The sequence below is a fragment of the Micromonospora purpureochromogenes genome, from assembly GCF_900091515.1.
Taxonomy (GTDB): domain Bacteria; phylum Actinomycetota; class Actinomycetes; order Mycobacteriales; family Micromonosporaceae; genus Micromonospora; species Micromonospora purpureochromogenes.
The window spans coordinates 3,165,868-3,192,167 of sequence record NZ_LT607410.1 but is presented as its reverse complement, the minus strand read 5'-3'; the positions used below and the strand labels follow the sequence as shown (position 1 = coordinate 3,192,167).

Genomic DNA, 26,300 nt, shown 5'->3' with positions numbered 1-26,300 from the left:
GGGGAAAGGTGGGTGCGATGCCACTGTCCACGGTCGCCACCGGTCGGGAGGACGTCACGTCACCCTGGCCGGTCCGGGAGGAACGGCGCGTGGTCAGCGTGCTGTTCGCCGACATCGTCGGTTCGACGGCGCTGACCGAACGGCTCGACCCGGAGGACGTCCGCGCGCTGCAACGCGCGTACTTCGACACCGTCGCCGGAGTGCTGCGGCACTGGCACGGCGTGGTCGAGAAGTACGTCGGCGACGCGGTGATGGCGCTGTTCGGCGCGCGCCGCTCCGACGGGCTCGACGCGTACCGGGCGGTCCGGGCCGCGCTGGAGATCCAGCGTGCCCTGGACCGGCGGCCCATGCCGGGGGGCGTGCGGCTGCGGGTCCGGGTCGGGGTGGCCACCGGCGAGGCGGTGGTCGACCTGGCCGCCGCCCGTGACGGCGGGCACGGCGCCGCGAGCGGCGCGGTCACCACGACCGCCGCCCGGTTGCAGGAGTACGCCCCGGCGGGCGGGGTGGTGGTGTGCGCCGCCACCCACCGGGCCACCGCCGACCTGGTCGACCAGCGCGCGCTCGCCCCGGTGGCGCTGGCCGGCAAGGCGCTGCCGGTCGACGCCTGGCGGGTCACCTCGCCGGCCCGGCCGCGCCGGCCCCGGCACGAGGGCCCGCTGGTGGGCCGGCGCCGGGAGCTGGCCACCGCCCAGGACCAGCTGGTCCGGGCCGCCCGCGAGCACCGGCCACGATGGGTGTCGCTGGTCGGGCCGGACGGCATCGGCCGCAGCCGGCTGCTGCACGAGCTGCGCCACGGGCTGCGGGAGGTCGACGGGGTGGCGGTCCGCTGGTGCGTGGCGCACTGCCCCCCGTACCCGCGGGGGGCGCTCGGGCCGGTCGCCGAGCTGGTGCGCGACCTGGCCGGGGTGCGCGACAGCGACCCGCCGGCGGTGGTCCACCGGCGGCTGACCGCCCTGGTCGACGGGCTGATCGCACCGGCCCGGGCCACCCCGACGGTCGCCGCGCTGGCGGCGCTGCTCGCCGCGCCGGAGGGCACGGCCCCGGCGACCGGTGGCCCGGCGGCCTGCCGCCAACTGCTGCTGGCGCTCGCCGCCCGGCAGCCGGTGGTGGTCGCGGTCGACGACCTGGACCGGGCCGGGCCGGAGCTGGACCGCTTCCTGCGGGCCCTCTTCGCGGCGGCCACCCTGCGCGGACTGCCGCTGGCCGTGGTCGCCACCCACCGGCCGCAGCTCGCCGACCCGCTGCCCGTGCCCGACGACCGCCGCTGCCGGGTGGCGCTGGCGCCGCTGGGCGCGGTCGACACCGGGCGGCTGCTGCGCCGGCTGCTCCGCCGCGCCGGCCGGCCGGCCGCGCTCGCCGGCCGCCTGCTGCCGCTGGTCGGCGGCGTGCCCGGGTACGCCGGCGCGTACGTCGCGGCGACCGGCGACGGGGAGCCCGGACTGCCGGAGGCGGTGCGCCGGATGGCCTCCGCCCGGCTGGACCTGCTCGACGACGCGCGGCGGGCGGTGCTGACGGCGGGCGCGGCGCTGGGCGTCGGCTTCACCGCGCCGGCCGTCGACCGGCTGCTCGGCTGGTCGCCCGGGCGGGCGGCGGCGCTGCTGCGCCGGCTCACCACCGCCGACGTCCTGCTCCGGTGTGACCGGCACGGCCGGTACGAGATCGTGGACCGGGCCCTGCGCCGGACCGCGTACGACCGGCTGCCCCGGGCCGTCCGCGCCGAGTTCGCCCGGCGGGCCGCGCAGTGGCGCGCGACGGCATCCGGACGGGTGACGTCCACCCGCTCGGGCACGCCCGCTCCCCGCCTGGCCACGCCCCGCCCGGCCGACGCCGAGTCGGCTCCCGCCCTCGCCGTCGAGCAGGTGTCCGCTCTCGCCGCCGAGCAGATGGCGGCCGTCGCCCCGGAGCCGGTTGCGGCCCTCGCCGCCTCGGCGGCAGCCTCGGACGGTGGGCGGGACCACCACGGCGCCGGAACGCGCCGCGACCTGATCGCACCCGACGTCCGGTCCACGGTGGACGGCGCGGGCCGGTGGTCGACGCCACCGTCGTCGGCCCGGAACCGGGTACCGGACGGGGGCACCCGGGCGGTCGACGGCCGCCGCCCCGACCTGGGGTGGGCTCCGCGCTCCGGCGGCGGCCACGAGGACCGCGTCGTGCCGATCCTCCCCCGGCTCGCGGCCGGGCCGCGTCGGCTCGGGCGAGCCTCCGACACCGTCGCGGGCCACGACCGGCACCTGCGCGGCGCTCCGGACGGGCGGGCGCACCGGCCGCCGTCGCCTCCCGCCCCCACCGGCCGGGGCAGCGCCGCCGCCGTGCTGGCACTGGTTCACGCGGCAGCGGAACGCGCCGACCGGACGCCGCCCCACGGTGGCCCGTCGGTGAGGCGGGTGGCCTGAACCGCCCCACCGGGCACGCGCCGTGGCGCGGTGGACGGCCGGAGTCAGTCGGCCGACGGACCGGCCAGCCCGGCGAGGAAGGTCAGTGCCCGCTCCCAGGTCTGCTCGGCGGCCCGCGGATCGTGGTCCGGCACGTCCGGGTCGGTGAAGAGGTGCCCGGCTCCCGGGTAGCGGAACACCTCCAGCCGCGCCCCCGCCCCGGTCATCGCCCGCTGCCACTCGGCGACCTCCTCCGGCGTCTCGTACTCGTCGGGGTCGGCGAGGTGCAGTTGCACCGGCAGGCCCGGGCGGACCGCAGCCGGGTCGGCGCCGGTGCCGTGCAGGAGCAGCAGCGCGGCGGCGTCGGGCCGCTCGGCCAGCAGCGCCCCGGCCACTCCCGCGCCCATCGACCAGCCGGCCAGCACCGTCTCGGGCGGCAACGGGGCCAGCGCGGCCCGACCCCGGCGCAGCACCTCGTCGCGGCCGATCTTGTCGAGCAGCGCGAAACCCGCCTCCACGGTGTCGGCCGGCGGCTCACCGTAGAGATCGGGGGTGACGACCCGGTGCCCGGCCGCGCGCAACCGGTCGGCTTGGGCCAGCACGGCCGGCCGGAGCCCGTACACGGAATGGAAGAGCACGATGTGTGTCATCGGGTCATCGTGCCGGAGACCGCCGACAGCGGCGGCGCGCCGCGCGGTCAGCCCCCGGTCCCGCGGGCCGGCGTCCGGCTGCGGCCCCGGAACTCGGCGACCACCTCGTCGCCCCGGGAGACGGTGACGTCGTAGATGCCGCTGCGGCCGTAGCGGGCCCGTTCGGTGGCCCGGGCGGTCAGCAGGTCGCCCTCGCGGACCGGGCGCAGGAAGCTGATCTCACCGCCGGCGGCGACCGTGGCCGGGCCGTGGCTGTTGCAGGCCAGCGCGAAGGCCGTGTCGGCGAGCAGGAAGACGAAGCCGCCGTGGCCGATGGCGTGTCCGTTGAGCGTGGTCGCGGTCACCCGCATCCGGGCCACCGCGGCGCCGTCGCCGGCGGAGACCAGCTCGATGCCCAGGGCGCGGGAGGCCACGTCCGCGTCGAACATGTCGTGCGCGGCGGTACGCCCCGCCGCGACCCGGCCGTTCTCCGCCATCTCAGCCCACCCGCCGCTGGTCGACGATCCGCCGCATCTTGCCCATCGAGCGCTCCACCCCGTCCGGCGCGATCACCTCCACCGCCACGCTGACCCCGATGGTGTTCTTCACCTGCTCGACCAGTGCGCGGCCGGCGCGAGCGGCCTCCTCGACGTCGACTCCCACACGGCGCTCCACCTTGACGGTCAGGGTGTCGAGCCGCCCCTCGCGGGCCAGCACGCACTGGAAGTGCGGCGACAGCGCGGGGGTACGCAGGATCAGCTCCTCGATCTGGGTCGGGAAGACGTTCACCCCGCGCACGATCATCATGTCGTCGGTCCGGCCGGTGATCTTCTCGATCCGGCGCATCGGCCGGGCGGTGCCGGGCAGCAGGCGGGTGAGGTCGCGGGTGCGGTAGCGGACCACCGGCATCGCCTCCTTCGTCAGCGAGGTGAGCACCAGCTCGCCCTGCTCGCCGTCGGGCAGCACCGCGCCGGTCACCGGGTCGATGATCTCCGGATAGAAGTGGTCCTCCCAGAGGTGCAGCCCGTCCTTGGTCTCCACGCACTCGGTGGCCACCCCCGGGCCCATCACCTCGGACAGGCCGTAGATGTCCACCGCGTGCAGGTCGAGGCGCTGCTCCATCTCCCGGCGCATGTCCTCGGTCCACGGCTCGGCGCCGAAGATGCCGACCCGCAGCGAGGTGGCGCGCGGGTCGACGCCCTGCCGCTCCATCTCGTCCACGATGGCCAGCATGTAGCTGGGGGTGACCATGATGACCTCGGGCTGGAAGTCGCGGATCAGCAGCACCTGCCGCTCGGTCATCCCCCCGGAGACCGGGATGACCGTGCAGCCCAGCTCCTCGGCGCCGTAGTGCGCGCCCAGGCCGCCGGTGAACAGGCCGTAGCCGTACGCCACGTGCACCCGGTCGCCGGGCCGCCCGCCGGAGGCGCGGATCGAACGGGCCATCAGCCGCGCCCAGGTACGCAGGTCCTCGCGGGTGTAGCCGACCACGGTGGGCCGGCCGGTGGTGCCGGAGGACGCGTGCAGCCGCGCCACCTGCTCGCGGGGCACCGCGAACATGCCGAACGGGTAGTTCTCCCGCAGCTCGGCCTTGCCGGTGAACGGGAACCGGGCCAGGTCGGCCAGCTCCCGGCAGTCGTCGGGGTGCACGCCGGCCGCCTCGAACGCCTGCCGGTAGTGCGGCACGTTGTCGTACGCGTGCCGCAGCGACCAGCGCAGCCGGTCGAGTTGCAACGCCCGCAGCTCGTCGACCCCCACCCGCTCGACGGGTTCCAGCTCCTCCGGCGCGGGGGTGCGGTCGTGCACGGTGCCTCCTGCGGTCGTCGACGACGACCGGGACCCACGCCGGCCGCCGTGCGTACCGTACGCCCGCCGGCCGACACCGCACCGCGCGGCGCCGCCTGACCCGCACGCGTACCCCGCCGAGGCCGCCCCCCGCGGCCCGGTGGGGTACGCGCTCAGACCGTCACGGGTTCTCCGGGTCGAGGTTCCGGTCGCGCAGCAACGCGTCGAGCTTGGCCTCGATGCGCTCGTCGGACTCGCGGGACTGCGACGAGCCCCAGTAGTAGAAGAGCGCCAGCCCGGCGGCCTGCCAGACCAGCTGAAGGAACTCCGACTGCCAGTTCTCCAGGGTGCTGGCGAAGAACTGGGGCAGGAACTCGCTCCAGGCGAAGGACTGCCCGTGCTGGCTGGCCTCGTTGCTCTCCACGGCCAGCTGGAAGAAGAACTGGCCGACCCAGGAGAGGAGGAAGAGCGCGCCGGTGACCAGCGCGAACGCGTACGCCTTCGGCCAACGTGGCTTGCGGAACGGTGGCCCGTCGGGCCGGCGCGCGGCGCCGGTGGACCCCTTCGCGGAGCGACCGTTCGACGCCCGCGTCCCGGTCGAGGTGCTGCCTGCCGCCATCACGAACCCCCTCTCGACGATATTTCTCGCGGTGGAATGTGCCCCGGCGGGCGCCGGCCAAAACGACGCAGCCGGCAACCGGTGGCGACCGCCAACCGAATCGACGCAATGGGGCGACTGCGCGGGTCGGCTCGTCAGTGCCGTGGAGTCGGACGGACGGTCAGCGGGCGGGTGCGGGCAGCCGGTGCGGCGCGGCCACCAGCGGCGCCAGCTCGGCCGGCGGCGCCGGATATGCTCGCGGGCGGGTCCGGTGGTGGGGCCCACCGTCCCGGCACCGACCGGGAGAACCGCGCACACCGCGCCGACGGTCCCTGCCAGTGACCCGCGTACTGGTGGGAGGAGAGGTGACCGGACCGGCACCGCGCCGGGTCGACCCCGACGTCGACCTGCACGTACCCGCCGACCGGGGCGAGCTGCCCGCGCACCCGGCGGCGGTGCTCGGCGCCATCGCGGCCGGCGGGGTGCTCGGCGCGCTGGCCCGGGCCGGCGTCCAGACCGCCCTGCCGCACCCCCCGGCCGGATTCCCGTGGGCCACCTTCGCCGTCAACGTCACCGGCTGCCTGCTCATCGGGGTGCTGATGGCCGTGATCGGCCGGCGTCGCGTCGCCCCGTTGACCCGCCCGTTCTTCGGCGTCGGCGTCCTCGGCGGCTTCACCACCTTCTCCGCGTACGTGGTGGACGTCCGGCTGGCCGTGGCGGCAGGCGCGGCCGGCACGGCGCTGACGTACCTCGCGGCCACCCTGCTGGGCGGGCTGCTGGCGGTCGCGGCCGGCGACACCGTCGCCAGCCGGCTGCTCGACCGGGCCGGAGACGGCCGGTGACCGTGCTGCTGATCGCGTTGGGGGCGGCGCTGGGCGCCCCGCTGCGCTACCTGACCGACCGGGCCGTGCAGGCCCGGCACGACTCACTCCTGCCCTGGGGCACGCTCACCGTCAACGTCGTCGGCTCGCTGCTGCTCGGGATGCTCGTCGCGGTGCCGGCCGGACCGGCCGTCACCGCCGCGCTGGGCACCGGCTTCTGCGGCGCGCTGACCACCTGGTCCACCTTCGGGTACGAGACGCTGCGGCTGACCCGCGACGGCAACCGGCTGGCCGCGCTGGCCAACGTGCTGCTCAGCGTGGTCGCCGGGCTGGCCGCGGCGAGCCTCGGCTACGCGCTGGCCCGGGCGGCGACCGGCTGATCCGTCGGCCTGCCGGGTGTCGCGCGCGACGGACCCGGCACCCGGTCCCGGCTCCGCGGCGCCCCCGTTCCCCTCTCGGCGCCGCGGCCGATGCCCGCGCCGAGCAGGTGGAGCGTGACGTGACGGGGGCCGCGACTGTTCACCAAGTGGTGCCGACGGGCAGAGCGGACAGCGACGAGACGGAGACGACGATGTCATCGGACACGCGCACCACTGCGGGAATCCTGCTGATCACCGTCGTCGCGGTCGCGTACGGCGGGCTGACCCTCCTCGTCCACCTGGCCCGAAACCGGCCCGGCTACCTGGACAATCCGGTCCGGCGGGGGCTGTGGACGGCCGGCCACGCGCACGCCGGCGTGCTGGTCATCCTCGTCCTGGTCGCCCTGCCGTACCTCGACCAGGCCGAGGCGTCGGACGGGATGCGCTCGCTGATCCGGACGCTGCTGGTCGCCGCGCCGATCCTCATGCCGCTGGGCTTCTTCCTCTCGGTACCCCGGCCCACCGACACCCGGCCGAACAAGCTCCTCTGGCTCACCGTCGCCGGTGGCGTGAGCCTGAGCCTCGGCGCCGTCCTGCTCGGTGTCGCCCTGCTCTGACCGGCTCCGAGCGCCCCGGTCACCGTGCTGCTCGGGCCGGCCGCCTGGGAGAACCCCGGCGGCTCAGCCCGCCGCGACCGCCGCGACCGGGGCGAGGGCCACCACCGGCCCGACCACGAAGACCGCCGGCGGCCGGACGCCCTCCCGGGCGGCCAGCTCGCCCACCTCGTCCAGCGTGGTCGGCAGGGCCCGCTGCCCGGGGTGCCCGGCGTCCTGCACCATCAGCACCGGGGTGTCCGCCGCGCGGCCCTGGGCCACCAGCGTCTCGGCGATCCGGCCGATGGTGTCGACCGCCATCAGCAGCACCAGCGTCCCCCGGGACCGGCCCAGCGCCGCCCACTCCACCAGCGACCCGGGATGCTCCGGCGGCAGGTGTCCGGAGACGACGGTGACGTCGTGCGCGACACCCCGGTGGGTGACCGGCACGCCGGCCAGGGCGGGCGCGGCGACGGCGCTGCTCACCCCGGGGACCAGCACCGTCTCGACCCCGGCGGCGGCGCAGGCCTGAACCTCCTCGTGGCCGCGCCCGAAGACGTACGGGTCGCCGCCCTTGAGCCGGACCACCCGCTTGCCGGCGCGGGCGTGGCGGATCAGGGTGTCGTTGATGGTGTCCTGCCCCATCGACGGTCCCCGGGGCACCTTCGCCGCGTCGACCACCAGCACGCCCGGGCGCAGCCCGGCGAGCAGGCCCTGCGGGGCGAGCCGGTCGGCCACCACCACGTCCGCGGCGTGCAGCATCGCCCTCCCCCGTACGGTGATCAGGTCGTCGGGGCCGGGGCCGCCGCCCACGATGGCCACCTGCCCCGGGCGCAGCGTGGGCTCGTGCCGCTGAGGATGGTGGTGGTCGTGGTGGTGGTGATGGTGGCCGCCCACCGGGTCGTCGGGGTGGTCGTGCGGGGTCTGCGGCCGGCCCACCTTGTCGGCGAAGCCCGGCATCAGCACCCGGTACGCGCAGGTGTCGCAGTTCATCCGGATGTCCCCGCGCAGCGCCTCGGCGTGCCGTTCCAGCACCAGGTCGGCCAGCGCGTCGCAGTCGCCGATCAGGTCGGCCACCCGCACGTCCAGGTCGGGGTGGGCGGCGGCGAACTCGGTCGACCGGGCGACGATCCGGTCCGGCAGCACCCCGGCGAAGAGGAAGTACGGGGCGACCACGATCCGCCGGGCGCCGAGCCGGCGCAGCCGCTCCAGCACCGCCGGCACGGACGGCTCGGCCAGGGAGACGAAACCGGGTTCGACCCCGGCGTAGCCGCGCCCCTCCCAGAGCAGCCGGGCCACCTTCGCCACCTCGGCGTTGGCGTCCGGGTCGGTGGAGCCCCGGCCGATCAGCGCCACCCAGGTGCCGGCCCGGTCGGCCCCGGCCAGGGCGGCGTCGATCCGCTCGGCCAGGGCGGTGAGCAGCAGCGGGTGCGGCCCGAGCGGCCGCCCGTAGCGGTAGGTCAGGCCGGGGTGGCGGGCCTGCTCGCGGGCCATCGCGGCGGGGATGTCGCCCTTGCCGTGCCCGGCGGCGGTGAGCACCAGCGGCAGCGCCACCAGCGACCGGTGCCCCCGGCCGGCCAGCGCGGCGACCGCGTCGGTCAGCGGCGGGCGGGACAGCTCGATGAAGCCGCCCTCGACGTCGCCGACGCTGCCGGCGGCGCGCCGGCGGACCCGGTCGACGAGCGCGGTGAACTGGTCGACCCCGGCCGCGCTGCGCGTGCCGTGCCCGACGATGACCAGCGCGCTCATGTCGCCTCCTCCTGGTACAGCAGGGCGTTGAGGGCGGCGGCGGCGACCGCCGAGCCGCCCTTCTCGCCGACGTTGGACACGGCGGGCAGGCCGCCGGCCCGCAGCGCCGCCTTGCTCTCGGCGGCGCCGACGAAGCCGACCGGCAGCCCGACCACCAGGGCGGGCGCCGCGTCGAGGGTGAGCAGTTCGGCCAACGCGGTCGGCGCGCAGCCGACCACCCAGACGGCGCCCGGCCCGACCCGGTCCAGGGCGATGCGCACCGCCGCCGCGGAGCGGGTCAGGCCGGTGTCGCGGGCAAGTTCGGCGGCGGCCGGCTCGGCGACCGGGCAGACGATGTCCCGACCGGCCCCGGTGATCCCGGCGGCGACCATCCAGACGTCGGCCACGATGGGCGCACCGGCGCGCAGCGCGGCCAGCCCGCCTTCCAGCGCCGCCTCGTCGCAGACCAGCTCGGTGACGTAGCCGAGGTCGGCGCTGGCGTGCACCACCCGCTCGGTGACCGCCCGGCTCAGCGGGGGCAGGTGGCTCAGGTCGACCCGCTCCCGCAGGATGCGGTACGACTCCCGCTCGATGGGGTGCACGACGCGGGTCACGGGTGGTCCCCGGCCGCGCCGCCGTAGCGCCGGTCGTGGCCGCGCAGCTTCCACAGCACCACCGCGCCGCCCCAGGCCAGCACGAAGAGCAGCACCACCGCGTAGCCGAGCTGTTCGAAGTGGTCGCCCAGCGCGGCGTACCCGGCCAGCGCGGTCACCCCGAGGTGGTCGACCAGCAGGCTGGCCAGGTAGACGCTGGCGACCAGGGCACCGACCAGCACGGTCATCGCGGTGGTGGCCAGGTTGTACCAGAGCCGCCGGGCCGGGTGCCGGTACGCCCACGAGTAGGCGCGGGCCATCAGCAGGCTGTCGGCGGTGTCCATGGCGGACATCCCGGCGGCGAAGAGCAGCGGCAGGGTGAGCAGGGCCAGCACCGGCAGGCCGCCGCCGGCGGCGGTGCTCGCCGACAGCGACAGCAGGGTGACCTCGCTGGCGGTCTCCAGGCCCAGGCCGAAGAGGAAGCCGATCGGGGCCATGTGCCAGGAGGAGCGCACCAGCGACCGGGCCCGCGAGCCGAGGATCCGGTGCACCAGGCCCCGGTTGAGCAGCAGCAGGTCCAGCTCGGACTCGTCCAGCGCGCCGGCCCGCAGCCGCCGCCACAGCTTTGCCAGCCCGGCCAGCACCGCCGCGTTGAGCACCGCCACCAGCAGCAGGAACGCGGTGGCGGTGGCCGCGGCGACCACCGCGCCGACCTGGCGGACCCCGGCCAGGCCGCCGTCGGTCATGGTGGCCGAGGCGAGCCCGATCACCAGGGAGAGCAGCAGCACCACCGCGCTGTGCCCGAGGGCGAAGAAGAACCCGACGCCGACGGCGCGGCGGCCGCGCAGCAGCATCAGCCGGGTGGTGTCGTCGATGGCGGCGATGTGGTCGGCGTCGAAGGCGTGCCGCACCCCGAGCGCGTACGCGAGGGTGCCCGCCCCGGCCAGCCCGCCGGCCGCCGCGGGCTGGTCGTTCCAGTACAGGTAGAGGCTCCATCCGGCGACGTGCAGGGCGGCGACGGCGAACACGATGCCGCCGAGGCGTACCCGCTCGGCGCGGCTCCACCGCCCGATGGGCGGGGCGGCGGTCGGGGTGGAAGTCATCGGTCTCCTCGTGGTTCGGCGGTGGCGCTGATGGCGTCCACCGGGCAGATCTCCAGGCACTCCAGGCAGCCGGTGCAGCGGTCGTCGCGGACGGTGAGGCCGCCGGGCGTCGGCCGGATGGCGTGCGTCGGGCAGGTGAGCAGGCAGGCGCCGCAGCCCTGGCAGGCGCCGATGGTCACCGCCGCCACCGGTACCCCCGGGGCGTGACCATCCGGCCGGCGACCAGCCGGGTTTGGGTGCTGCCGACGACCACCACGCCGTACATGTCGACCAGGGCCGGGTCGAAGGTGGCCAGGGTGGCCAGGTGGACCCGTTCGCCGGCGCGGCTGGCATTGCGCACCACCCCGACCGGGGTGTCCGGCGGGCGGTGCGCGGCGAACAGCTCCAGCGCCGCGCCGAGCTGCCAGTCCCGGGCCCGGCTGCGCGGGTTGTAGAGCAGCGCCACCAGGTCGGCCTCGGCGGCGGCGGTGATCCGCCGGACGATGACCTCCCACGGGGTGTGCAGGTCGGACAGGCTCAGGTAGACGTGGTCGTGCCCGAGCGGCGCGCCGAGCAGCGCCGCCGCGGCCAGCCCGGCGGTCACCCCGGGCACGCCGACCACGTCGACGCGGGCGTCGGCGTACTCCAGGGCGGGGCTGGCCATCGCGTACACCCCGGCGTCGCCGGAGCCGATCAGCGCGACCGCGTGACCGGCGGTGGCCTCGGCGACGGCGGCGCGGGCCCGCTCCTCCTCCGCGCCGAGCCCGCTGGCGAGCACCCGGGTGCCCGGCCGCAGCAGGTCGCGGACCTGCGCGACGTACTGGTCGAGGCCGACGACCACGGCGGCCCGGCGGAGCTCGGCCACCGCCCGCGGGGTGCGCAGGTCGGGCGCGCCGGGGCCGAGCCCGACGATCGCCAGCCGACCGCGCGGGGCGTGCCTGGCGACGGCGACCGTCGCCATCGCCGAGGCGGTCTTCGGCACCAGCAGGGTGGCGTCGCCGCGGCGCAGCGCCGCGGCCTCCGCGACGCTGGGCGTGCCGACGGCGGCGCGGACCACCTCGCTGGGGTGCGGCACGTCGACGGCGGCCAGCTCCGCCGCCGGCCAGGTCATCAGGGGTACGCCGAGCGCGCGGGCGGTGTCCACGATGCCCGCCTCGTCGGCCTTGAGGTCGACGCTGGCCAGGCAGCGCAGGCTGGCCTCGGCCAGCCCGGCCCCGGCGAGCGCGCGGCGCAGCAGCCCGGCCACCTCGGCGGCGGCCACGCCCCGGCTGGAGCCGATCCCGGCGACCAGGGACGGCGGGCGCAGCACGGCGGTCCGCCCGTCCAGCGGCACGACCCGGTCGGTGACCAGCAGCCGGTACCCGCCGTCCGGCGCGTCGGCGCGCACGTTGTCCGGCAGCGGCGGCAACGGCCAGGTGGCGTCGGCGTCGAGGCGGACCGGCTCGCCGTCGAGGATCGCCCGGGAGACGGCGGCCACCGCGCCCTCGACCGGCCAGCCGAGGGTGTCCAGGCCGGGCAGGCCGACCGCGTCGGTGGCGGTGGTGACCACCGGGCGGGCGTCGAGCAGCGCGGCCACCTCGGCAGCGAGGGCGTTGGCGCCGCCGGCGTGCCCGCCGAGCAGCGCGACGGCGTGCCGGGCGGCCTCATCGACGACCACCACGGCCGGGTCGGTGCGCTTGTCGCCGAGCAGCGGCGCGAGGATCCGGACCACCGCCCCGGTGGCGAGGAACGCCACCACCGCGTCGCACTGCGCCCAGGCCGTCCGCAGCGCGTCGGCGACCGTCTCCCCCGGGACCTCCCGGGCGTGCGGCCAGGCCTCGGCGAGGGTCCGGGCGTGCCGCCGCCCGGCGGCGGTGGCGGCGACGAGCCCGACGGTGGCGGGGCCGGTCGCCGGGCCGGCCGTCACACTCGTGTTGGCCGCAACGGTCGTGGCCCCGGCCGAGCCGGGCGCGGCGGCGGGGTCGGTCGGGGCGGTGTCGGGTGGTGCGGTCTGGTGCACGTGCGCTCCCCGCGAGGGTCCGGTGTGGTGGGTGGGTGGCGTGGTCACCGGCGCTCCCCGGTCAGCACGACCACCGGGTTGGTGGCGGCCAGGCGCAGGGAGCCGCCGGGCAGGTCGGCGAGGCGGGCGGCGGCGAGCTGGCTGCCCTCGACCGCGTAGCCGGCGGCGCGCAGCAGGTGCACGGCGGGGGCGACCCGGTCCAGCGCCGCGAGGGTGACCACCACCCGGTCCGGCCGGCGGGCGGCCACCGCGGTCAGCACGTCGGTGCCGCCGCCGCCGACGAAGACGGCGTCCGGGTCGGGCAGCCCGCGCAGCGCCTCGGGGGCGTGACCGGTCACCAGCCGGACGTCGACGCCGTGCCGGGCGGCGTTGGCCCGCACCGGCGCCTGCGGGTCGCGTTCCACCGCGATCACGGCCGCGCCGAGCAGGGCGCACTCGATGCCCACCGAGCCGCTGCCGGCGCCCACGTCCCAGATCAGCCGGCCGAGCCGGGGGCGCAGCCGGGCCACCGCGAGGGCGCGTACCTCCGCCTTGGTGATCATCGAGTCGCGGTGGGCGTACCCGGACTCGGGCAGCGCCCAGCCGCCGGGCGGCGCGGCGGCCGGCTGGTTGTCCGCCCGCATCGGGCCAGTCCCGCCGCCGGCGGCCCGATCCGAAGCGAGACTGAGCAGGACGTGCGGGTCGGCCCAGGGGCGGCTGGCGGCGTCCTCGGGGGTGGTCCAGGTGACTCGCTCGTCGGCCGTGCCGAGGTGCTCGGCCACCACCAGGCGGCGGGACCAGCCGACCAGGCCCGCCCCGAGCTCGGCCGCCCCGGCGCCGGGCGCGGTGAGCACCGCGACGGCGGGCAGTGCGCGGCAGGCGTTGAGCGCCGGCCGGGGGTCGCGCCCGTGCGCGGTGACCACCGCCGCGCCGTCCCAGGGCAGTCCGGCACGGGCGAACGCGGCGGCGACGCTGGAGACCGCGGGCAGCACCCGCAGCGGCAGCCCGGCCGCCCGCAGCCGCCGGACGATGCCGAAGAAGCCGGGATCGCCGCTGGCCAGCACGACGGCGTGCGCGCCGGCGGCGACGGCGGAGCGCAGCCGGTCCAGGGCGGGGGTGAGCGGCCCGAGGGTCACGGTCGGGCAGCCGGGCGGCACCGGCACGGCGGCGAGGTGCCGGGCCGCCCCGACCACCAGCTCGGCCGCGGCGAGCGCCTCGGCCAGCCCGGGGTGCGCCGGCCGACCGGCGGCGTCGATCCCCACCACGGTCACGGCCGCGCCGGCGGACAGGTCTTCGGTGAGCGGTATTCCGGTCAGGCATGAATATGACTGGGAGTCATCTCGGTCGCCGGTGGATTGCCGGGGCCGGCCACCACCCTGAGTGACCGGGTCACCGTTCCGCGACGGCGTGGCGGTCACGCCGCCCACCGGCCCGAAGAGGCGACGACCCGGGAGCCGGCGAAGTCGACCATGGCAACGTCGACGGTGACCGCCCGCTCGGCGAAGCGGAGCAGCACCTGGCGGACCCGCTGACAGAGCAGGTCCCCGGCGGGACCGAGCAGGCCGGCGGTCTCCCACAGCTCGTACGCGTGCCGCCCGGTGTTCGCCGCGGTGACCGCCGCGACCAGGTCGGCGTCGCCGCCGGCCTCGGCGGTGACCGCGCCGAGCAGTGAGAGGTCCACCTTGGAGCGGGTGTAGTGGGTCATCAGGATGCCGGCGGCGAGCTTGGCCAGCTTGCCGGCCATCCCGACGAAGACCACCCCGGTCATCCCGTCGCCGACGGCGGCGGTGACCGCGGCGCCGGTGAAGTCGCCGACCTCGACGAAGCACACCTCCGGCAGCTCCGGCAGCAGTTCCCGGGCGGCGCGCTCGGTCCGCCCGCCGGTGCAGAGCACCACGGTGGACTCGCCCTGGGCGGCCATCACGTGCACCGCCTGCACCACGCTGGCCCGCCACGAGGCGGTGGAGAAGGGCCGGACGATCCCGGTGGTGCCGAGGATCGAGATGCCGCCGAGGATGCCGAGCCGCCGATTGGTGGTCTTGCGGGCCATCACCTCACCGCCCGGCACGCTGATCACCACCCGGACGCCCACCTCGGTGAGGTCGACCACCTCGGCCACGGCCTGGCCGATCATCCGGCGCGGCGTCTCGTTGATCGCCGGGCCGCCGACGGCGAGGCCGAGCCCGGGCTTGGTGACGGTGCCGACGCCGAGGCCGCCGGCGAGGTCCAGGCCGGGCTCGGCGCGCCAACCGACGGTGGCGGTGAGGTGCGCGCCGTGGGTGACGTCCGGGTCGTCGCCGGCGTCCTTGACCACCACCGCCTCGGCGCGCGCCTCGGGGGCCGGGGTGAGGTCGCACCGGGCGACCGGGAAGCTGACCCGCTGGCCGCCGGGCAACCCGATCTCCACCTCCGGCTGCGGCACGCCGGTGACCAGGGCGGTCACCGCGGCCTTGGCCGCCGCCGTCGCGCAGGCGCCGGTGGTCCAGCCGGTACGCAGCGCGGTGGGCCGGACCTTCGCGGTACGCGGCAGGTCCGGCTCGCGCAGCGGCGGCTCGGCGTACGTCACCGGGGGCCGTCCCCCGACCCGGCGGCGCGGGCGCGGCGCAGCTCGGCGCGGGCGGCCGGCTCGGCCCGGCGGAAGGTGTGGAAGTGCCCGGGGTGGTAGAGGTGCGAGCGGGTGCCGGTGGCGGCGAGCGCGGGGCCGACCAGGAAGAGGGTGTGCTTCCAGAGCCGGTGCTCCTTGACGGTGGCCTCCAGGTCGGCCAGCGCGCAGCGCACCACCAGCTCGTCCGGCCAGGTCGCCTGGTACGCCACCACGACCGGGGTGTCCGGCGGGTAGCCGCCGGCGAGCAGCTCGGCCTGCGCCTGCCCGGAGCGGGCGGCGGAGAGGAACAGCGCCATCGTGGTGCCGTGCCGGGCGAAGTCGCGGACCCGCTCCCCCGGCGGCATCGGCGTCTTGCCGCCTTCGAGGCGGGTGAGGATCACCGACTGGGCCACTTCGGGGATGGTCAGCTCCCGGCCGACGATGGCCGCCACCGCGGTGAACGACGACACCCCGGGCACGATCTCCACCGCCAGGTCGAGCGCCCGGCACAGGTCGAGTTGTTCCTGCACCGCGCCCCAGAGCGCCGGGTCGCCGGAGTGGATCCGGGCCACCGTCAGCCCCTCGGCGGCGGCGCGGCGGTACAGCGGCAGCACCCCCTCGATCGGCAGCTGCGACGAGTCGACGATCTCGGCGTCGGCGCGGGCGTGGGCGAGGACGTCGGCGTGCACCAGGCTGGCCGCCCAGATCACCACGTCGGCGGCGCCGATCACCCGGGCGGCGCGCAGGGTGAGCAGGTCGGCCGCGCCGGGTCCGGCCCCGACGAACCAGACCTTTCCGGTGGTCGTCACAGTTTTCCTCCCCGGCGGTCCCGGCGCGCCGGGACCAGCAGTGTCGACAGGTACGGCAGGTCGTCGGCGGCGGCGTCGACCGGCCCGATCCGCTCCCCGGGCAGGCCGACCGACCGGCCGAGCACGGCGTCCGGCAACCGGTCGTGGCGGCGCAGTTCGTCGACCAGCTCGGGGTGCCGCCGCCAGCCCTTGTAGACGACGACGGTGCCCGGCCCGGCCAGCGCGTCGGAGACGAGCGCCAGCCCGGCGGTGGCCGGCAGCAGGGTGAGCGGTTCGCGGCCCTCGCAGAGCGGCACGCCGCTGCGGGCGGCCAGCTCCTGCATGGCGGTGACCCCGGGCACGGTGCGCACCTCGACGGCCGGCCGCAGCGCGCGGACGCTCTGCGCGAGGTAGCCGAAGGTGGAGTAGACGTTCGGGTCGCCGATGGTGGCGAAGGCGATCGAGGCGGCGCCGCCGTCGAGGGCGGCCACCACGGCCCGGGCGGCGGCGTCCCAGGCCCGCTCCCGGCGGGCGGTCACCCCGCCCCGGTCGTCCAGGGCGAACGGCAGCCGGCGCAGCCGGTCCGCGTCGACGTGCGCGAGCACGGTGGTCTCGGCCCGGCCCGGGGGCGCGTCGCCGTCCGCGGCCAGCCGGTCCATCACCGGTACGACCACCAGGTCGGCCTCGCGCAGCACCCGCACCGCCTTCAGGGTGAGCAGTTCCGGGTCGCCGGGGCCGACGCCCACCCCGGTCAGCGTCGGCGCGCTCACCGGGCGGCCGCCTCGACCAGGCGGCGGGCGGCCGACGGGTGCGCCGCCCAGTGGGTGTGCAGGTAGGAGGCGTGCACCCGGCCGTCGACGAAGCCGTGCCGGCCGCCGTCCCAGCGCCACGCCGCCCGGTCCCCGTGGCCGGGGTCGGTGGCGGTGCGGTGGAACTCGTGGCCGCGTACCGGCTCGCCGGCCCGGTGCGGTGGGGAGTCGGCGGCCGCGACGGCCTCCCGGTAGCCGAGGGTGAGCCTGCCGGTCATCCGGGCGGTGTGCGGCAGCCGCCCGCACATCGGCACCCCGTCGAGGGAGCGCCCGAGGTAGAGCAGGCCGGCGCACTCGGCGACGATCGGCCCGTCGAAGTCGGCCAGTTCGGCGCGGAGCGCGGAGTTGGCCGCGAGGGCCTCGACGTGCACCTCGGGGAAGCCGCCGCCGACGACGACGGCGCGGGCGCCGGCGGGCAGGGCCGGGTCGCGCAGCGGGTCGAAGCGGACCACGGTGGCGCCTGCCGCGGCGAGCAGTTCGGTGGTCTCGGCGTACGAGAAGGTGAAGGCCGGTCCGCCGGCCACCGCGACGACCGGCCGGTCCCGGCCGGCGGGGCCGCCGACGGCGCTGGCCGGGTCCCAGGCTCGGACGGTCAGCGGCGGGGCGGTCCGGGCGAGGGCGAGCACCGCGTCGAGGTCCACGGTGGACTCGACCAGGTCGGCGAGGGCGGCGACGACGGCGAGCGACTCGGGGGCCCGCTCGGCGACCGGCACCAGCCCGAGGTGCCGCGACGGGGCGGCCACCTCGGCGGCCCGGGTGACCGCCCCGAGCACCGGTACGCCCACCTCGGCGAGGGCGTCGCGCAGCAGGGTCTCGTGCCGGGGCGAGCCGACCCGGTTGAGCACCACCCCGCCGATGCGCACGCCGGGGTCGAAGGCGCGCATGCCGAGCACCAGCGCGGCGGCCGAACGGCCCTGCGCGGTGGTGTCGAGGACCAGCAGCACGGGCGCGTCGATCAGCCGGGCGACGTGCGCGGTGGAGGCGTACGACCCGCGGCCGACCGCGCCGTCGTGCAGCCCCATCACGCCCTCGACGATCGCCACGTCGGCGGGGGTGGGGACGCTCGCGCCGTGCCGCAGCAGCGGGGCGATCCGCTCCTCGCCGACCAGCCAGGGGTCGAGGTTGCGGCCGGGCCGGCCGGCGGCGAGGGCGTGGTAGCCGGGGTCGATGTAGTCGGGGCCGACCTTGTGCGGGCTGACGGTCAGCCCGCGCCGGCGCAGCGCGGCGAGCAGGCCGGTGGCCACGGTGGTCTTGCCGTGCCCGCTGGCCGGGGCGGCCACCACCAGCCGGGGCAGCGGCCACGGCGCGTCCGGGCTCACCATTCGATGCCCTTCTGACCCTTCTGGCCCGCGTCCATCGGGTGCTTGACCTTGGTCAGCTCGGCGACCAGGTCGGCGGCGGCGACCAGCCGCGGGTCGGCGTCCCGGCCGGTGATCACCACGTGCTGGAAGCCGGGACGGTTGGCGAGGGTGTCGACGACCTCGTCGACGTCGACCCAGCCCCACTTCATCGGGTAGGTGAACTCGTCGAGCACGTACAGGCCGTAGCGTTCGGCGGCCAGGTCGCGCTGGATCTGCCGCCAGCCCTCCAGGGCGTCGGCGGCGTGGTCGGCCTCGCCGCCGCGCTGGATCCAGGACCAGCCCTCGCCCATCTTGTGCCAGGCGACCGGGGCGCCCTGGCCGGTGCGCTCGTGCACCTCGCCGAGGGCGCGGAAGGCGTTCTCCTCGCCGACCCGCCACTTGGCGCTCTTGACGAACTGGAACACCCCGATGGGGAACCCGGCGGTCCAGGCGCGCAGCGCCAGCCCGAACGCGGCGGTGGACTTGCCCTTCATCTGTCCGGTGTGCACGACCAGCAGTGGGCGGTGGCGCCGCTGCCGGGTGGTCAGCCCGTCGGCGGGCACGGTGGACGGCTTGCCCTGCGGCATCAGGCGCTCCTTCTCGTCGTGGTGGCGGGTCCGGCCGCCGCGGTCGCGCAGGTGTGGTGGGTGCCGCCCCGGCAGCCGCAGGCCGGACCGCTGGCGAGCCGGCGGAGGGGGTCGGTGGCGACCGCGTCGAGAGGGTGGTGGTCCGCGCCGAGCTGGGCGGCGAGGCGGCGGCCGAGGCCGAGCCGGACCGGGCCGGACTCGCAGTCGACGACCACGCTGGGCGCGCCGGTGGCGGCGAGCACCGCCGCGGCCCGGGCGGCCCGGTCCAGCGGGCGGTCGCCGGCGGTGGCCCGCCCGTCGGTGACGACCAGCACCAGCGGGCGGCGCTTCGGGTCGCGCAGCCGCTCCACCCGCAGCAGCTCGGCGGCGGCGAGCAGCCCCTCCGCCAGCGGGGTGCGCCCGCCGGTGGGCAGCTCGGCCAGCCGGGTGGAGGCGGCCAGCACCGAGGAGGTGGCGGGCAGCAGGGTTCGCGCGCCGGCGCCCCGGAAGGCGATCACGGCGACCTTGTCCCGGCGCTGGTAGGCGTCGGTGAGCAGGGCGAGCACCGCACCCTTGACGGCGGACATCCGCTGCCGGGCACCCATCGATCCGCTGGCGTCGACCACGAACAGCACGAGGTTGCCCTCGCGTCCCTCCCGGACCGCCTCGCGCAGGTCGTCGGGGCGCAGCAGCAGCGGGCCGCCGCGCCGGCCCCGGCCCGGCTGGTGCGGGGCGGCGGCCCGCAGCGTCGCCGGCAGGTGCAGCGCTCCGGGCCGGCCCGCCGGCACCCGCGCACCGGTGGTCCGGCCGCGCCCGGTCCGGGCGCGGGAGCGCCGTCCCGGCACGCCGTCGCCGATCCCGGGCGCGGTGAGCAGCCGGGCCCGCAACCCACCCCGGGGTACGGCCACCGGCTGCACCCCGGTCGCCGGGCGGCCCGCGGTCCGGCCGTCTCCCGTGTCGCCGCCGGGGCGCGCGCCGTGGCCGTCGTCCGGCGAGCCGCCGTCGGGACCGTCGCCGGGACCACTGTCGGCACGGTCCGGCCACCGGTCGTCGTCCGTCGGCCAGCCGGCATCGCTGCGGCCGGCCGGGTCGGGACGCCCGCTCCGTTCGCCGGAGCGTCCGTCGTCGCCGCTCTCGGTCGACCCGGGTTCGCCGCGGTCTGCCGGGCCCGCGTCGCCGGGACGGTGGTCGTCTGCGTGGCTGCCGGTCGGGTGGCCCCCCTCGCCCCCGCCCGGGCCGGGGCCGTCCGGACCGCCGTCGGGGCCGCCGCCCGGGCCGCCGCCGGGCGGGTCGTCGTCGGGGCCGGTGCCGCCGGGCGGGTCGTCGTCGGGGTGCTCCTCCTGGGCGCGCCGCAACGCCTCGTCCAGGCGCTTCTCGTCCAGGTCGGGGCTGTCGAACGGGTCGCGGCGGCGCCGGTGCGGCAACGCGAGCCGGGCGGCGACCCGGACGTCCTCGGCGCCCACCCGGTCCCGGCCCCGCCAGGCGGCGTGCGCGAGCGCGGTACGGGCGGTGACGATGTCGGCGCGCATCCCGTCCACGTCGAACGCGGCGCACACCTCGGCGATCTGGCGCAACGCGGCGTCGGGCAGCCGGACCCGGTCCAGCCGTCGCCGGGCGGCGGCGACCCGGCTGGCGACCTCGGCGTCGGCGTCGGCCCACCGGGCGGCGAACCCGGCCGGGTCGGCGTCGGCGGCGAGCCGGCGGCGGACCACCTCGACGCGGACGGCCGGATCGCGGCTGGCACCGACGGCGACGGTGAGCCCGAACCGGTCGAGCAGCTGCGGGCGCAGCTCCCCCTCCTCCGGGTTCATCGTGCCGACCAGCAGGAACCGGGCGGCGTGGCTGACCGAGACGCCTTCCCGCTCGACGTGGCAGCGGCCCATCGCGGCGGCGTCGAGCAGCAGGTCGACCAGGTGGTCGTGGAGCAGGTTCACCTCGTCGACGTAGAGCACGCCGCGGTGGGCGGCGGCGAGCAGGCCCGGCTCGAAGGCGCGTACCCCCTCGCCGAGGGCCTTCTCCAGGTCGAGCGAGCCGACCACCCGGTCCTCGGCGGCGCCGACCGGCAGCTCGACCAGGCGGGCCGGGCGGCGCTCGGCCGCCGGCTCGGCCGGGTGCGGCCCGTCCGGGCAGGCGGGGTCGGCGGCGGCCGGGTCACAGGCGAAACGGCAGCCGGCGACCCGGTCGACCGGGGGCAGCAGCGCCGCGAGGGCCCGCACGGCGGTGGACTTGGCGGTGCCCTTCTCGCCCCGCACCAGCACCCCGCCGATGGCCGGGGAAACGGCGTTGAGCAGCAGGGCCAGGCGCATGTCGTCCATGCCGAGCACCGCGCTGAACGGGTACGCGCTCACTGCGCCTCCTTCGATCGCGACTGGGGGGCTCGCAGAACCGGCTCACTCCTCGCGCTCACTGCGCCGCCTCCGATCGCGACTGCGGGGCTCGCAGAACCGGCTCACTCCTCGCGCTCACTGCCGGTCCTCCAGGTCGCCCTCGCTGGCCAGGTACGTCTCGCGGAGCCGGTCGAGGGTGGCCGGTTCGGGCGCGGCCCACAGGCCCCGGTCGGCGGCCTCCAGCAGCCGCTCGGTGATGCCGCGCAGCGCCCACGGGTTGGACTGCTCCAGGAACTCCCGGGTGGTCTCCTCGAAGACGTACGCGGCGGCCAGGTGCTCGTACATCCAGTCGTCGACCACGCCGGCGGTGGCGTCGTAGCCGAACAGGTAGTCCACGGTGGCGGCCAGCTCGAACGCGCCCTTGTAGCCGTGCCGGCGCATCGCGGCGATCCACTTCGGGTTGACCACCCGGGCGCGGAACACCCGCCGGGTCTCCTCGCCGAGGGTGCGGGTGCGTACGTCGTGCGGCATCGCCGAGTCGCCCACGTACGCGGCCGGCGCGGCGCCGGTGAGGTGGCGGACCATCGCCACCATCCCGCCGTGGTACTGGAAGTAGTCGTCGGAGTCCACGATGTCGTGCTCGCGGGTGTCCTGGTTCTTGACGGCGACGGCGATGCGGGCGAAGGAGCGTTCCATGTCGGCGCGCGCCTCCCGCCCGTCCAGGTCCCGGCCGTAGGCGTAGCCGCCCCAGACGGCGTACACCTCGGCGAGGTCGGCGTCGGTGCGCCAGTTCCGGGCGTCGATCAGCGGCAGCAGCCCCGCCCCGTACGCCCCCGGCTTCGAGCCGAAGATCCGGGCGGTGGCCCGCCGCTCGTCGCCGTGCTCGGCCAGGTCGGCGTGCACGTGGGCCCGGACGAAGTTCTCCCCGGCCGGCTCGTCCAGGGCGGCGACCCGGCGTACCGCGTCGTCGAGCAGTGCCACGACGTGCGGGAAGGCGTCGCGGAAGAAGCCGGAGATGCGGACGGTGACGTCCACCCGGGGGCGGCCCAGCTCCGCCAGCGGCACCACCTCGACGCCGGTGACCCGCCGGGACCGGTCGTCCCAGAGCGGCCGGCAGCCGAGCAGGGCCAGCACCTCGGCGATGTCGTCGCCCTGGGTACGCATGGCGCTGGTACCCCAGACGGTGAGCCCGACCGAGCGGGGGTACGCGCCGGTGTCGGCGAGGTGCCGGGCGAGCAGCGAGTCCGCCAGCGCCACCCCGACGTCCCAGGCGTTGCGGGACGGGATGGCCTTGGGGTCGACGGAGTAGAAGTTGCGGCCGGTGGGCAGCACGTTGACCAGGCCGCGGGTGGGTGAGCCGGAGGGGCCGGGCGGCACGAACCGGCCGTCGAGCGCGCCGAGCACCCGGTCGATCTCGTCGGTGGTCCGGGCCAGCCGGGGCACCACCTCGCGGGCGGCGAAGCGCAGCACGTCGGCGGCGTCGGCGATCGCCCGGCCGGTGACCTCCTCGACCACCGCGTCGACCTGGTCGGCGTCCCAGCCGAGGGTCTCCATGCCGACGACCAGCCGGCGGGCCAGGGCCTCGATGAGGTCGACGGCGTCGGCGGCGGTGGCGGCCGGCCCGTCCGCCGCCTCGGTCAGCGACTCCGGCACGGCGACCCGCCGTCCCGGCTCGGCGAGCAGCTCCTGCTCGTCCAGCCCGTACGCGGCGGCGAGCGCCTGGCGCAGCCCGGGCAGGGCGCGGGTGCCGCCCCAGACCTGGGGGGCGCGCAGCACGGCGAGGACGAGGTTGACCCGGGCGTCGCCGGTGGGCGCCTCGGCGAGGATGTGCAGCCCGTCGCGGATCTGGACGTCCTTGACCTCGCAGAGGTACCCGTCGAGGTGCAGCACGAAGTCGTCGAAGTCGTCGGCGGCCGGCATGTCCGCGGTGTGCAGGTCGTGGTGCAGCTCGGCGGCCCGGACGAGGTCCCAGATCTGCGCCCGCACGGTGGGCACCTTGGCCGGGTCGAGCGCCTGGACGGTGGCGTACTCGTCCAGGAGCTGTTCGAGTTTGGCCAGGTCGCCGTACGTCTCGGCGCGGGCCATCGGCGGGACGAGGTGGTCGACGACGACGGCGTGCGCCCGGCGCTTGGCCTGAGTGCCCTCGCCGGGGTCGTTGACGATGAACGGGTAGACCAGCGGCAGGTCGCCGAGGACGGCGTCGGGAGCGCAGTCGGCGGCGAGCCCGAGCCCCTTGCCGGGCAGCCATTCCAGCGTGCCGTGCTTGCCGAGGTGTACCACCGCGTCGGCGCCGAAGCCGCCGTCGGCCACCGGCGCGGCCAGCCAGCGGTACGCGGCCAGGTAGTGGTGGCTGGGCGGCAGGTCCGGGTCGTGGTAGATGGCGATCGGGTTCTCGCCGAAGCCGCGCGGCGGCTGGATCATCAGCACCACGTTGCCGAAGCGCAGCCCGGCCAGGACCAGGTCGCCGCCGTCGGCGTACAGCTCGCCGGGCGGCTCGCCCCAGTGGGTGCGCATCCGGTCTCGCAGCGCCGCCGGCACCCGGGCGAACCAGCGCCGGTACGTCTGCCCGGGTACCCGCGCCTCGGCGGCGGCGAGCTGCTCGGGGGTGAGCCACTCGACGTCGTGCCCACCGGCGGCGATCAGCGCGTGGATCAGCGCGTCCCCGTCGGTGGGGACCGGCCCGTCGCCGAGGTGGTAGCCGGCGTCGGCGAGGGCGGCGAACAGTCGTACCGCCGAGGCGGGGGTGTCCAGGCCGACCGCGTTGCCGACCCGCGAGTGCTTGGTCGGGTACGAGCTGAGCACGACCGCGAGGCGCTTGTCGGCGTTGGGCACGTGCCGCAGCCGGGCCTGGCGGACGGCGATGCCGGCCACCCGGGCGGCCCGCTCCGCGTCGGCGGCGTAGACCGAGAGCCCGTCGGCGTCGACGCGTTTGAACGAGAACGGCACGGTGACGATCCGCCCGTCGAACTCGGGGATGGCCACCTGCATCGCGGCGTCCAACGGGGACAGTCCGGCGTCGCTGCCGGCCCACTGCTCCCGGGTGCTGGTGAGGCAGAGCGCCTGCACGATGGGCACGTCGAGGGCGGCGAGCGCGCCGACGTCCCAGGCGTCGTCGTCGCCCCCGCCGGAGGCGTCCGCCGCGACGGCGCCGCCGGCGGCGAGGACCGTCACGACCAGGGCGTCGCAGCGGGCGAAGAGGGGCAGCGGCCCGTCGCCGGGGGTGAGCCCGCGCAGCGAGCCGCAGAAGATCGGCAGCGGGTCGCCGCCGGCCGCCTCGACCGCGTCGGCGAGCACGTCGACGAAGCCGGTGTTCCCGGCGAGGGCGTGCGCCCGGTAGAAGACGATCCCGACGGTGGGGCGGGTCGCCGTGGCCGCTCCGGCCGCCGTCGACACCGCCCGGTCGCCGTGCACCCCGTACGCCGGGGTCGGCGCGGGCGGGTCGAAGCCCTCGCCGGTGAGCAGCACCGTGTCGGAGAGGAACCGGGCCAGCTCGGCCAGGTTCGCCGGACCCCCCTCGACCAGGTAGGACAGCGCCTGGGTGGCCACCCCGGAGGCCACCGTGGAGGCGGCCATCAGCTCCGCGTCGGGCACCGCCTCGCCGCCGAGCACCACCGTCGGCATGCCCGAGGCGAGCACGGCGGCCAGCCCGTCCGGCCACGCCTGCCGGCCGCCGAGCAGGCGTACGACGGCGAGGTCGACGCCGTCGAGCAGCGCCGGCACGTCGTCGGCGGCGACCCGGGCGGGGTTGGCCAGCCGGTAGTCGGCGCCGCTGGCGCGGGCGGCGAGCAGGTCGGTGTCGGCGGTGGAGAGCAGCAGGATGCGCACGGACGGCTCCGGAGAGTGACGCCCGGACCGGCGCGGTGCCGGTCGGGCGAGGCGAGGGGATGGGCGCGGTTCAGCGGGTACGACGGGCCGCCCGGCGGGTCACCGGCGGTGGACCGGTGGGCGGCGCGGTGCGGCGGTCAGCGGTGAACGGCGGAACGCGGGGCGCGGGCGTCGGCCGGGGTGTCCGGGCCGACGGCCGGCGCGACAGCGCGGCCGGACAGGGGCGCGTCAGCGCGCCCGGAACGGGTACGACGGAGCTCGTCGGCGGTGGTGGGGACGCTGCGCGTCATCGGGGTCCTCCTCGGGTGTCCACGCCCTGGGGTCGCTCCGACGGCCGAAGTATCCTGGCTTCCGGATCAACGCTCTCCCCCGGCCTTCCAACCGCAGGAACACGGCCGTGACTCGCAAGGGGGGATCGCTCCCCGGTGACAGTGGCGGGACCGCGCCGGAATCGCACCGGCTTCCTTCACTGCCGTCAGGCCGCGAATGCTGCCACACCCCTCGGCGCCGGGTCAACGCCGCCCCCGCTCGCGCCGGACGGGCCGACCCATCGACGCCTGACGATCATGAGCGACCTTTCCCGCACTTCGGGCAATGTCCGACCTCGATGCCGCACCCGCTTTGCTCTGCTGCCCCGGAGGCACCACTGGGAGCGCTCCGCTGTCGCCGGGGCGGCAGCAGAGCAAAGGGGACGGTGCGGGCGGGTATCCGCCGGTCAGCGGCGCACCGGGGCCACCGGCCGGGGAGCCGGCGCCTACCATCGGCTCCGACGACCGAGAGTCGACCCCGATCGGGAAAGGACCACCGCCATCACCGGGACGACGTTCCACCACCTCGCCGGCCGGGTCTGGCGCTACCCGGGCGATCCTGACCCGGGCACCATCCAACCGAGCGTGGCGTTGATCACCGACGAGCGCGGCGGGGTGCTGGTCGACGCCGGGCACAGCCCGGGCCACGCCCGGGAGATCCGGGCCGCCCTGGCCGCGGCGGGGCTGCCGGAGCCGCGCTGGCTGGTCTACACCCACCACCACTGGGACCATGTGTGGGGCGCCTGCGCCTGGCCGGGTGTGGAGATCGTCGGCCACGTCGCCGGGGAGGCGCCGCTGCGCGCCGAGGCGGCCCGCCCGTGGAGTCACCGCTACCTGCGCGAGCAGGTCCGTGCCGAGCCGCGACTCGGCCCCAGCTTCCGGGCCCGCGCCCTGGCCGTGGACTCCTGGGACGACTTCGCGGTGCTGCCGCCCACCCGCACCTTCACCGACGAGCTGGAGCTGCCCACCGGCGTACGGCTGCGCCACGTCGGCGGCCGGCACGCCCCCGACTCGACCGTGGTGCTGGTGCCCGACTCGGCGGTGATGCTGCTCGGCGACTGCTTCTACCCGCCGCCGGTACACCTGCGCCAGGACGGGGACGGCCCCGACCTGGCGCTGGTGCGCCGGCTGCTCGACGACCGCTACCACTGGTACGTCTCCAGCCACGCCGACCCGATGACCCTCGACGAGGCGCGCGCCGCCGTCGAGGGGTGA

At 77.1% G+C, this 26,300-nt stretch carries 22 protein-coding genes, 1 pseudogene and 1 riboswitch; of the genes and pseudogenes, 5 read left to right on the top strand and 18 right to left on the bottom strand.

Annotated elements, in window-relative coordinates; all coding sequences use genetic code 11:
* Positions 1-17 precede the first annotated feature (17 nt).
* A complete protein-coding gene (locus GA0074696_RS14795; protein ID WP_088961644.1) occupies positions 18-2,393 on the top strand; it encodes an adenylate/guanylate cyclase domain-containing protein in 2,376 nt (791 codons plus the stop codon).
* Between the two features lie 44 nt (positions 2,394-2,437).
* On the opposite strand, the gene GA0074696_RS14790 is transcribed toward GA0074696_RS14795, so the two are convergent.
* The 4 genes from GA0074696_RS14790 to GA0074696_RS14775 all read right to left on the bottom strand — a co-directional run bounded on the left by GA0074696_RS14790 (position 2,438) and on the right by GA0074696_RS14775 (position 5,405).
* Positions 2,438-3,022, bottom strand: coding sequence for a dienelactone hydrolase family protein (locus GA0074696_RS14790; protein WP_088961643.1), 585 nt, complete (start codon positions 3,020-3,022; stop codon positions 2,438-2,440).
* A 47-nt stretch (positions 3,023-3,069) separates the two neighbouring features.
* Positions 3,070-3,498, bottom strand: a complete 429-nt coding sequence (gene paaI, locus GA0074696_RS14785; protein WP_088961642.1) for a hydroxyphenylacetyl-CoA thioesterase PaaI — start codon at positions 3,496-3,498, stop codon at positions 3,070-3,072.
* A 1-nt stretch (position 3,499) separates the two neighbouring features.
* On the bottom strand, positions 3,500-4,807 hold the full coding sequence (gene paaK, locus GA0074696_RS14780; protein WP_088961641.1) for a phenylacetate--CoA ligase PaaK: 1,308 nt from the start codon (positions 4,805-4,807) through the stop codon (positions 3,500-3,502).
* 160 nt (positions 4,808-4,967) lie between these two features.
* The gene (locus GA0074696_RS14775; protein WP_197700849.1) at positions 4,968-5,405 is read right to left on the bottom strand and encodes a DUF6766 family protein; all 438 of its coding nucleotides are present in this window, start codon (positions 5,403-5,405) and stop codon (positions 4,968-4,970) included.
* Between the two features lie 332 nt (positions 5,406-5,737).
* Here GA0074696_RS14775 and GA0074696_RS14770 point away from each other — a divergent pair, with 332 nt between their 5' ends.
* From GA0074696_RS14770 to GA0074696_RS14760, 3 genes are all read left to right on the top strand, one after another.
* Positions 5,738-6,226 carry a FluC/FEX family fluoride channel gene (locus tag GA0074696_RS14770; protein WP_088964570.1) on the top strand — a complete coding sequence of 163 codons (489 nt, stop codon included), beginning with the start codon at positions 5,738-5,740 and terminating at the stop codon, positions 6,224-6,226.
* Complete coding sequence (gene crcB / locus GA0074696_RS14765) at positions 6,223-6,585, top strand: fluoride efflux transporter CrcB (RefSeq protein ID WP_088961640.1); 363 nt, start codon at positions 6,223-6,225, stop codon at positions 6,583-6,585. Before GA0074696_RS14770 ends, crcB begins: the two co-directional genes overlap by 4 nt.
* 191 nt (positions 6,586-6,776) lie before the next feature.
* Positions 6,777-7,181, top strand: coding sequence for a hypothetical protein (locus GA0074696_RS14760; protein WP_088961639.1), 405 nt, complete (start codon positions 6,777-6,779; stop codon positions 7,179-7,181).
* A gap of 63 nt (positions 7,182-7,244) precedes the next feature.
* Here GA0074696_RS14760 and cobA read toward each other — a convergent pair whose 3' ends face one another.
* From cobA to GA0074696_RS30790, 14 genes and pseudogenes are all read right to left on the bottom strand, one after another.
* Positions 7,245-8,906, bottom strand: coding sequence for a uroporphyrinogen-III C-methyltransferase (cobA, locus tag GA0074696_RS14755; RefSeq protein WP_088961638.1), 1,662 nt, complete (start codon positions 8,904-8,906; stop codon positions 7,245-7,247).
* Positions 8,903-9,499, bottom strand: a complete 597-nt coding sequence (locus tag GA0074696_RS14750) for a precorrin-8X methylmutase (protein WP_088961637.1) — start codon at positions 9,497-9,499, stop codon at positions 8,903-8,905. The genes cobA and GA0074696_RS14750 overlap by 4 nt, the downstream gene beginning before the upstream one ends.
* Positions 9,496-10,581, bottom strand: a complete 1,086-nt coding sequence (locus tag GA0074696_RS14745; protein ID WP_088961636.1) for a HoxN/HupN/NixA family nickel/cobalt transporter — start codon at positions 10,579-10,581, stop codon at positions 9,496-9,498. The genes GA0074696_RS14750 and GA0074696_RS14745 overlap by 4 nt, the downstream gene beginning before the upstream one ends.
* A complete protein-coding gene (locus tag GA0074696_RS14740) occupies positions 10,578-10,769 on the bottom strand; it encodes a 4Fe-4S binding protein (protein WP_088961635.1) in 192 nt (63 codons plus the stop codon). The genes GA0074696_RS14745 and GA0074696_RS14740 overlap by 4 nt, the downstream gene beginning before the upstream one ends.
* On the bottom strand, positions 10,757-12,466 hold the full coding sequence (gene cobJ, locus GA0074696_RS14735) for a precorrin-3B C(17)-methyltransferase (protein ID WP_088964569.1): 1,710 nt from the start codon (positions 12,464-12,466) through the stop codon (positions 10,757-10,759). The genes GA0074696_RS14740 and cobJ overlap by 13 nt, the downstream gene beginning before the upstream one ends.
* 137 nt (positions 12,467-12,603) lie before the next feature.
* Positions 12,604-13,956, bottom strand: a complete 1,353-nt coding sequence (gene cbiE / locus GA0074696_RS14730; protein WP_407940586.1) for a precorrin-6y C5,15-methyltransferase (decarboxylating) subunit CbiE — start codon at positions 13,954-13,956, stop codon at positions 12,604-12,606.
* Complete coding sequence (locus tag GA0074696_RS14725; protein ID WP_088961634.1) at positions 13,953-15,104, bottom strand: cobalt-precorrin-5B (C(1))-methyltransferase; 1,152 nt, start codon at positions 15,102-15,104, stop codon at positions 13,953-13,955. Before GA0074696_RS14725 ends, cbiE begins: the two co-directional genes overlap by 4 nt.
* On the bottom strand, positions 15,101-15,931 hold the full coding sequence (gene cobM, locus GA0074696_RS14720) for a precorrin-4 C(11)-methyltransferase (RefSeq protein ID WP_088961633.1): 831 nt from the start codon (positions 15,929-15,931) through the stop codon (positions 15,101-15,103). Before cobM ends, GA0074696_RS14725 begins: the two co-directional genes overlap by 4 nt.
* Entirely contained in the window at positions 15,928-16,680 is a 753-nt protein-coding gene (gene cobI / locus GA0074696_RS14715) for a precorrin-2 C(20)-methyltransferase (protein ID WP_088961632.1), read from the bottom strand. Before cobI ends, cobM begins: the two co-directional genes overlap by 4 nt.
* Complete coding sequence (locus GA0074696_RS14710) at positions 16,677-18,041, bottom strand: cobyrinate a,c-diamide synthase (RefSeq protein ID WP_088961631.1); 1,365 nt, start codon at positions 18,039-18,041, stop codon at positions 16,677-16,679. Before GA0074696_RS14710 ends, cobI begins: the two co-directional genes overlap by 4 nt.
* Entirely contained in the window at positions 18,035-18,646 is a 612-nt protein-coding gene (gene cobO, locus GA0074696_RS14705) for a cob(I)yrinic acid a,c-diamide adenosyltransferase (RefSeq protein WP_088961630.1), read from the bottom strand. Before cobO ends, GA0074696_RS14710 begins: the two co-directional genes overlap by 7 nt.
* A gap of 89 nt (positions 18,647-18,735) precedes the next feature.
* Positions 18,736-21,032 (bottom strand): annotated as a pseudogene (locus GA0074696_RS14700) (VWA domain-containing protein); the annotation flags it as partial.
* 55 nt (positions 21,033-21,087) lie between these two features.
* Positions 21,088-24,777: a cobaltochelatase subunit CobN gene (gene cobN, locus GA0074696_RS14695; protein WP_088961629.1), complete on the bottom strand. Its 3,690-nt coding sequence runs from the start codon at positions 24,775-24,777 to the stop codon at positions 21,088-21,090.
* A 137-nt stretch (positions 24,778-24,914) separates the two neighbouring features.
* Positions 24,915-25,067, bottom strand: a complete 153-nt coding sequence (locus GA0074696_RS30790) for a hypothetical protein (RefSeq protein WP_157745936.1) — start codon at positions 25,065-25,067, stop codon at positions 24,915-24,917.
* Positions 25,068-25,092: 25 nt separating this feature from the next.
* Positions 25,093-25,269, bottom strand: a riboswitch (cobalamin riboswitch).
* Positions 25,270-25,670: 401 nt separating this feature from the next.
* On the opposite strand from GA0074696_RS30790, the gene GA0074696_RS14690 reads away from it, so the two are divergent.
* Entirely contained in the window at positions 25,671-26,300 is a 630-nt protein-coding gene (locus GA0074696_RS14690) for an MBL fold metallo-hydrolase (protein WP_231925381.1), read from the top strand.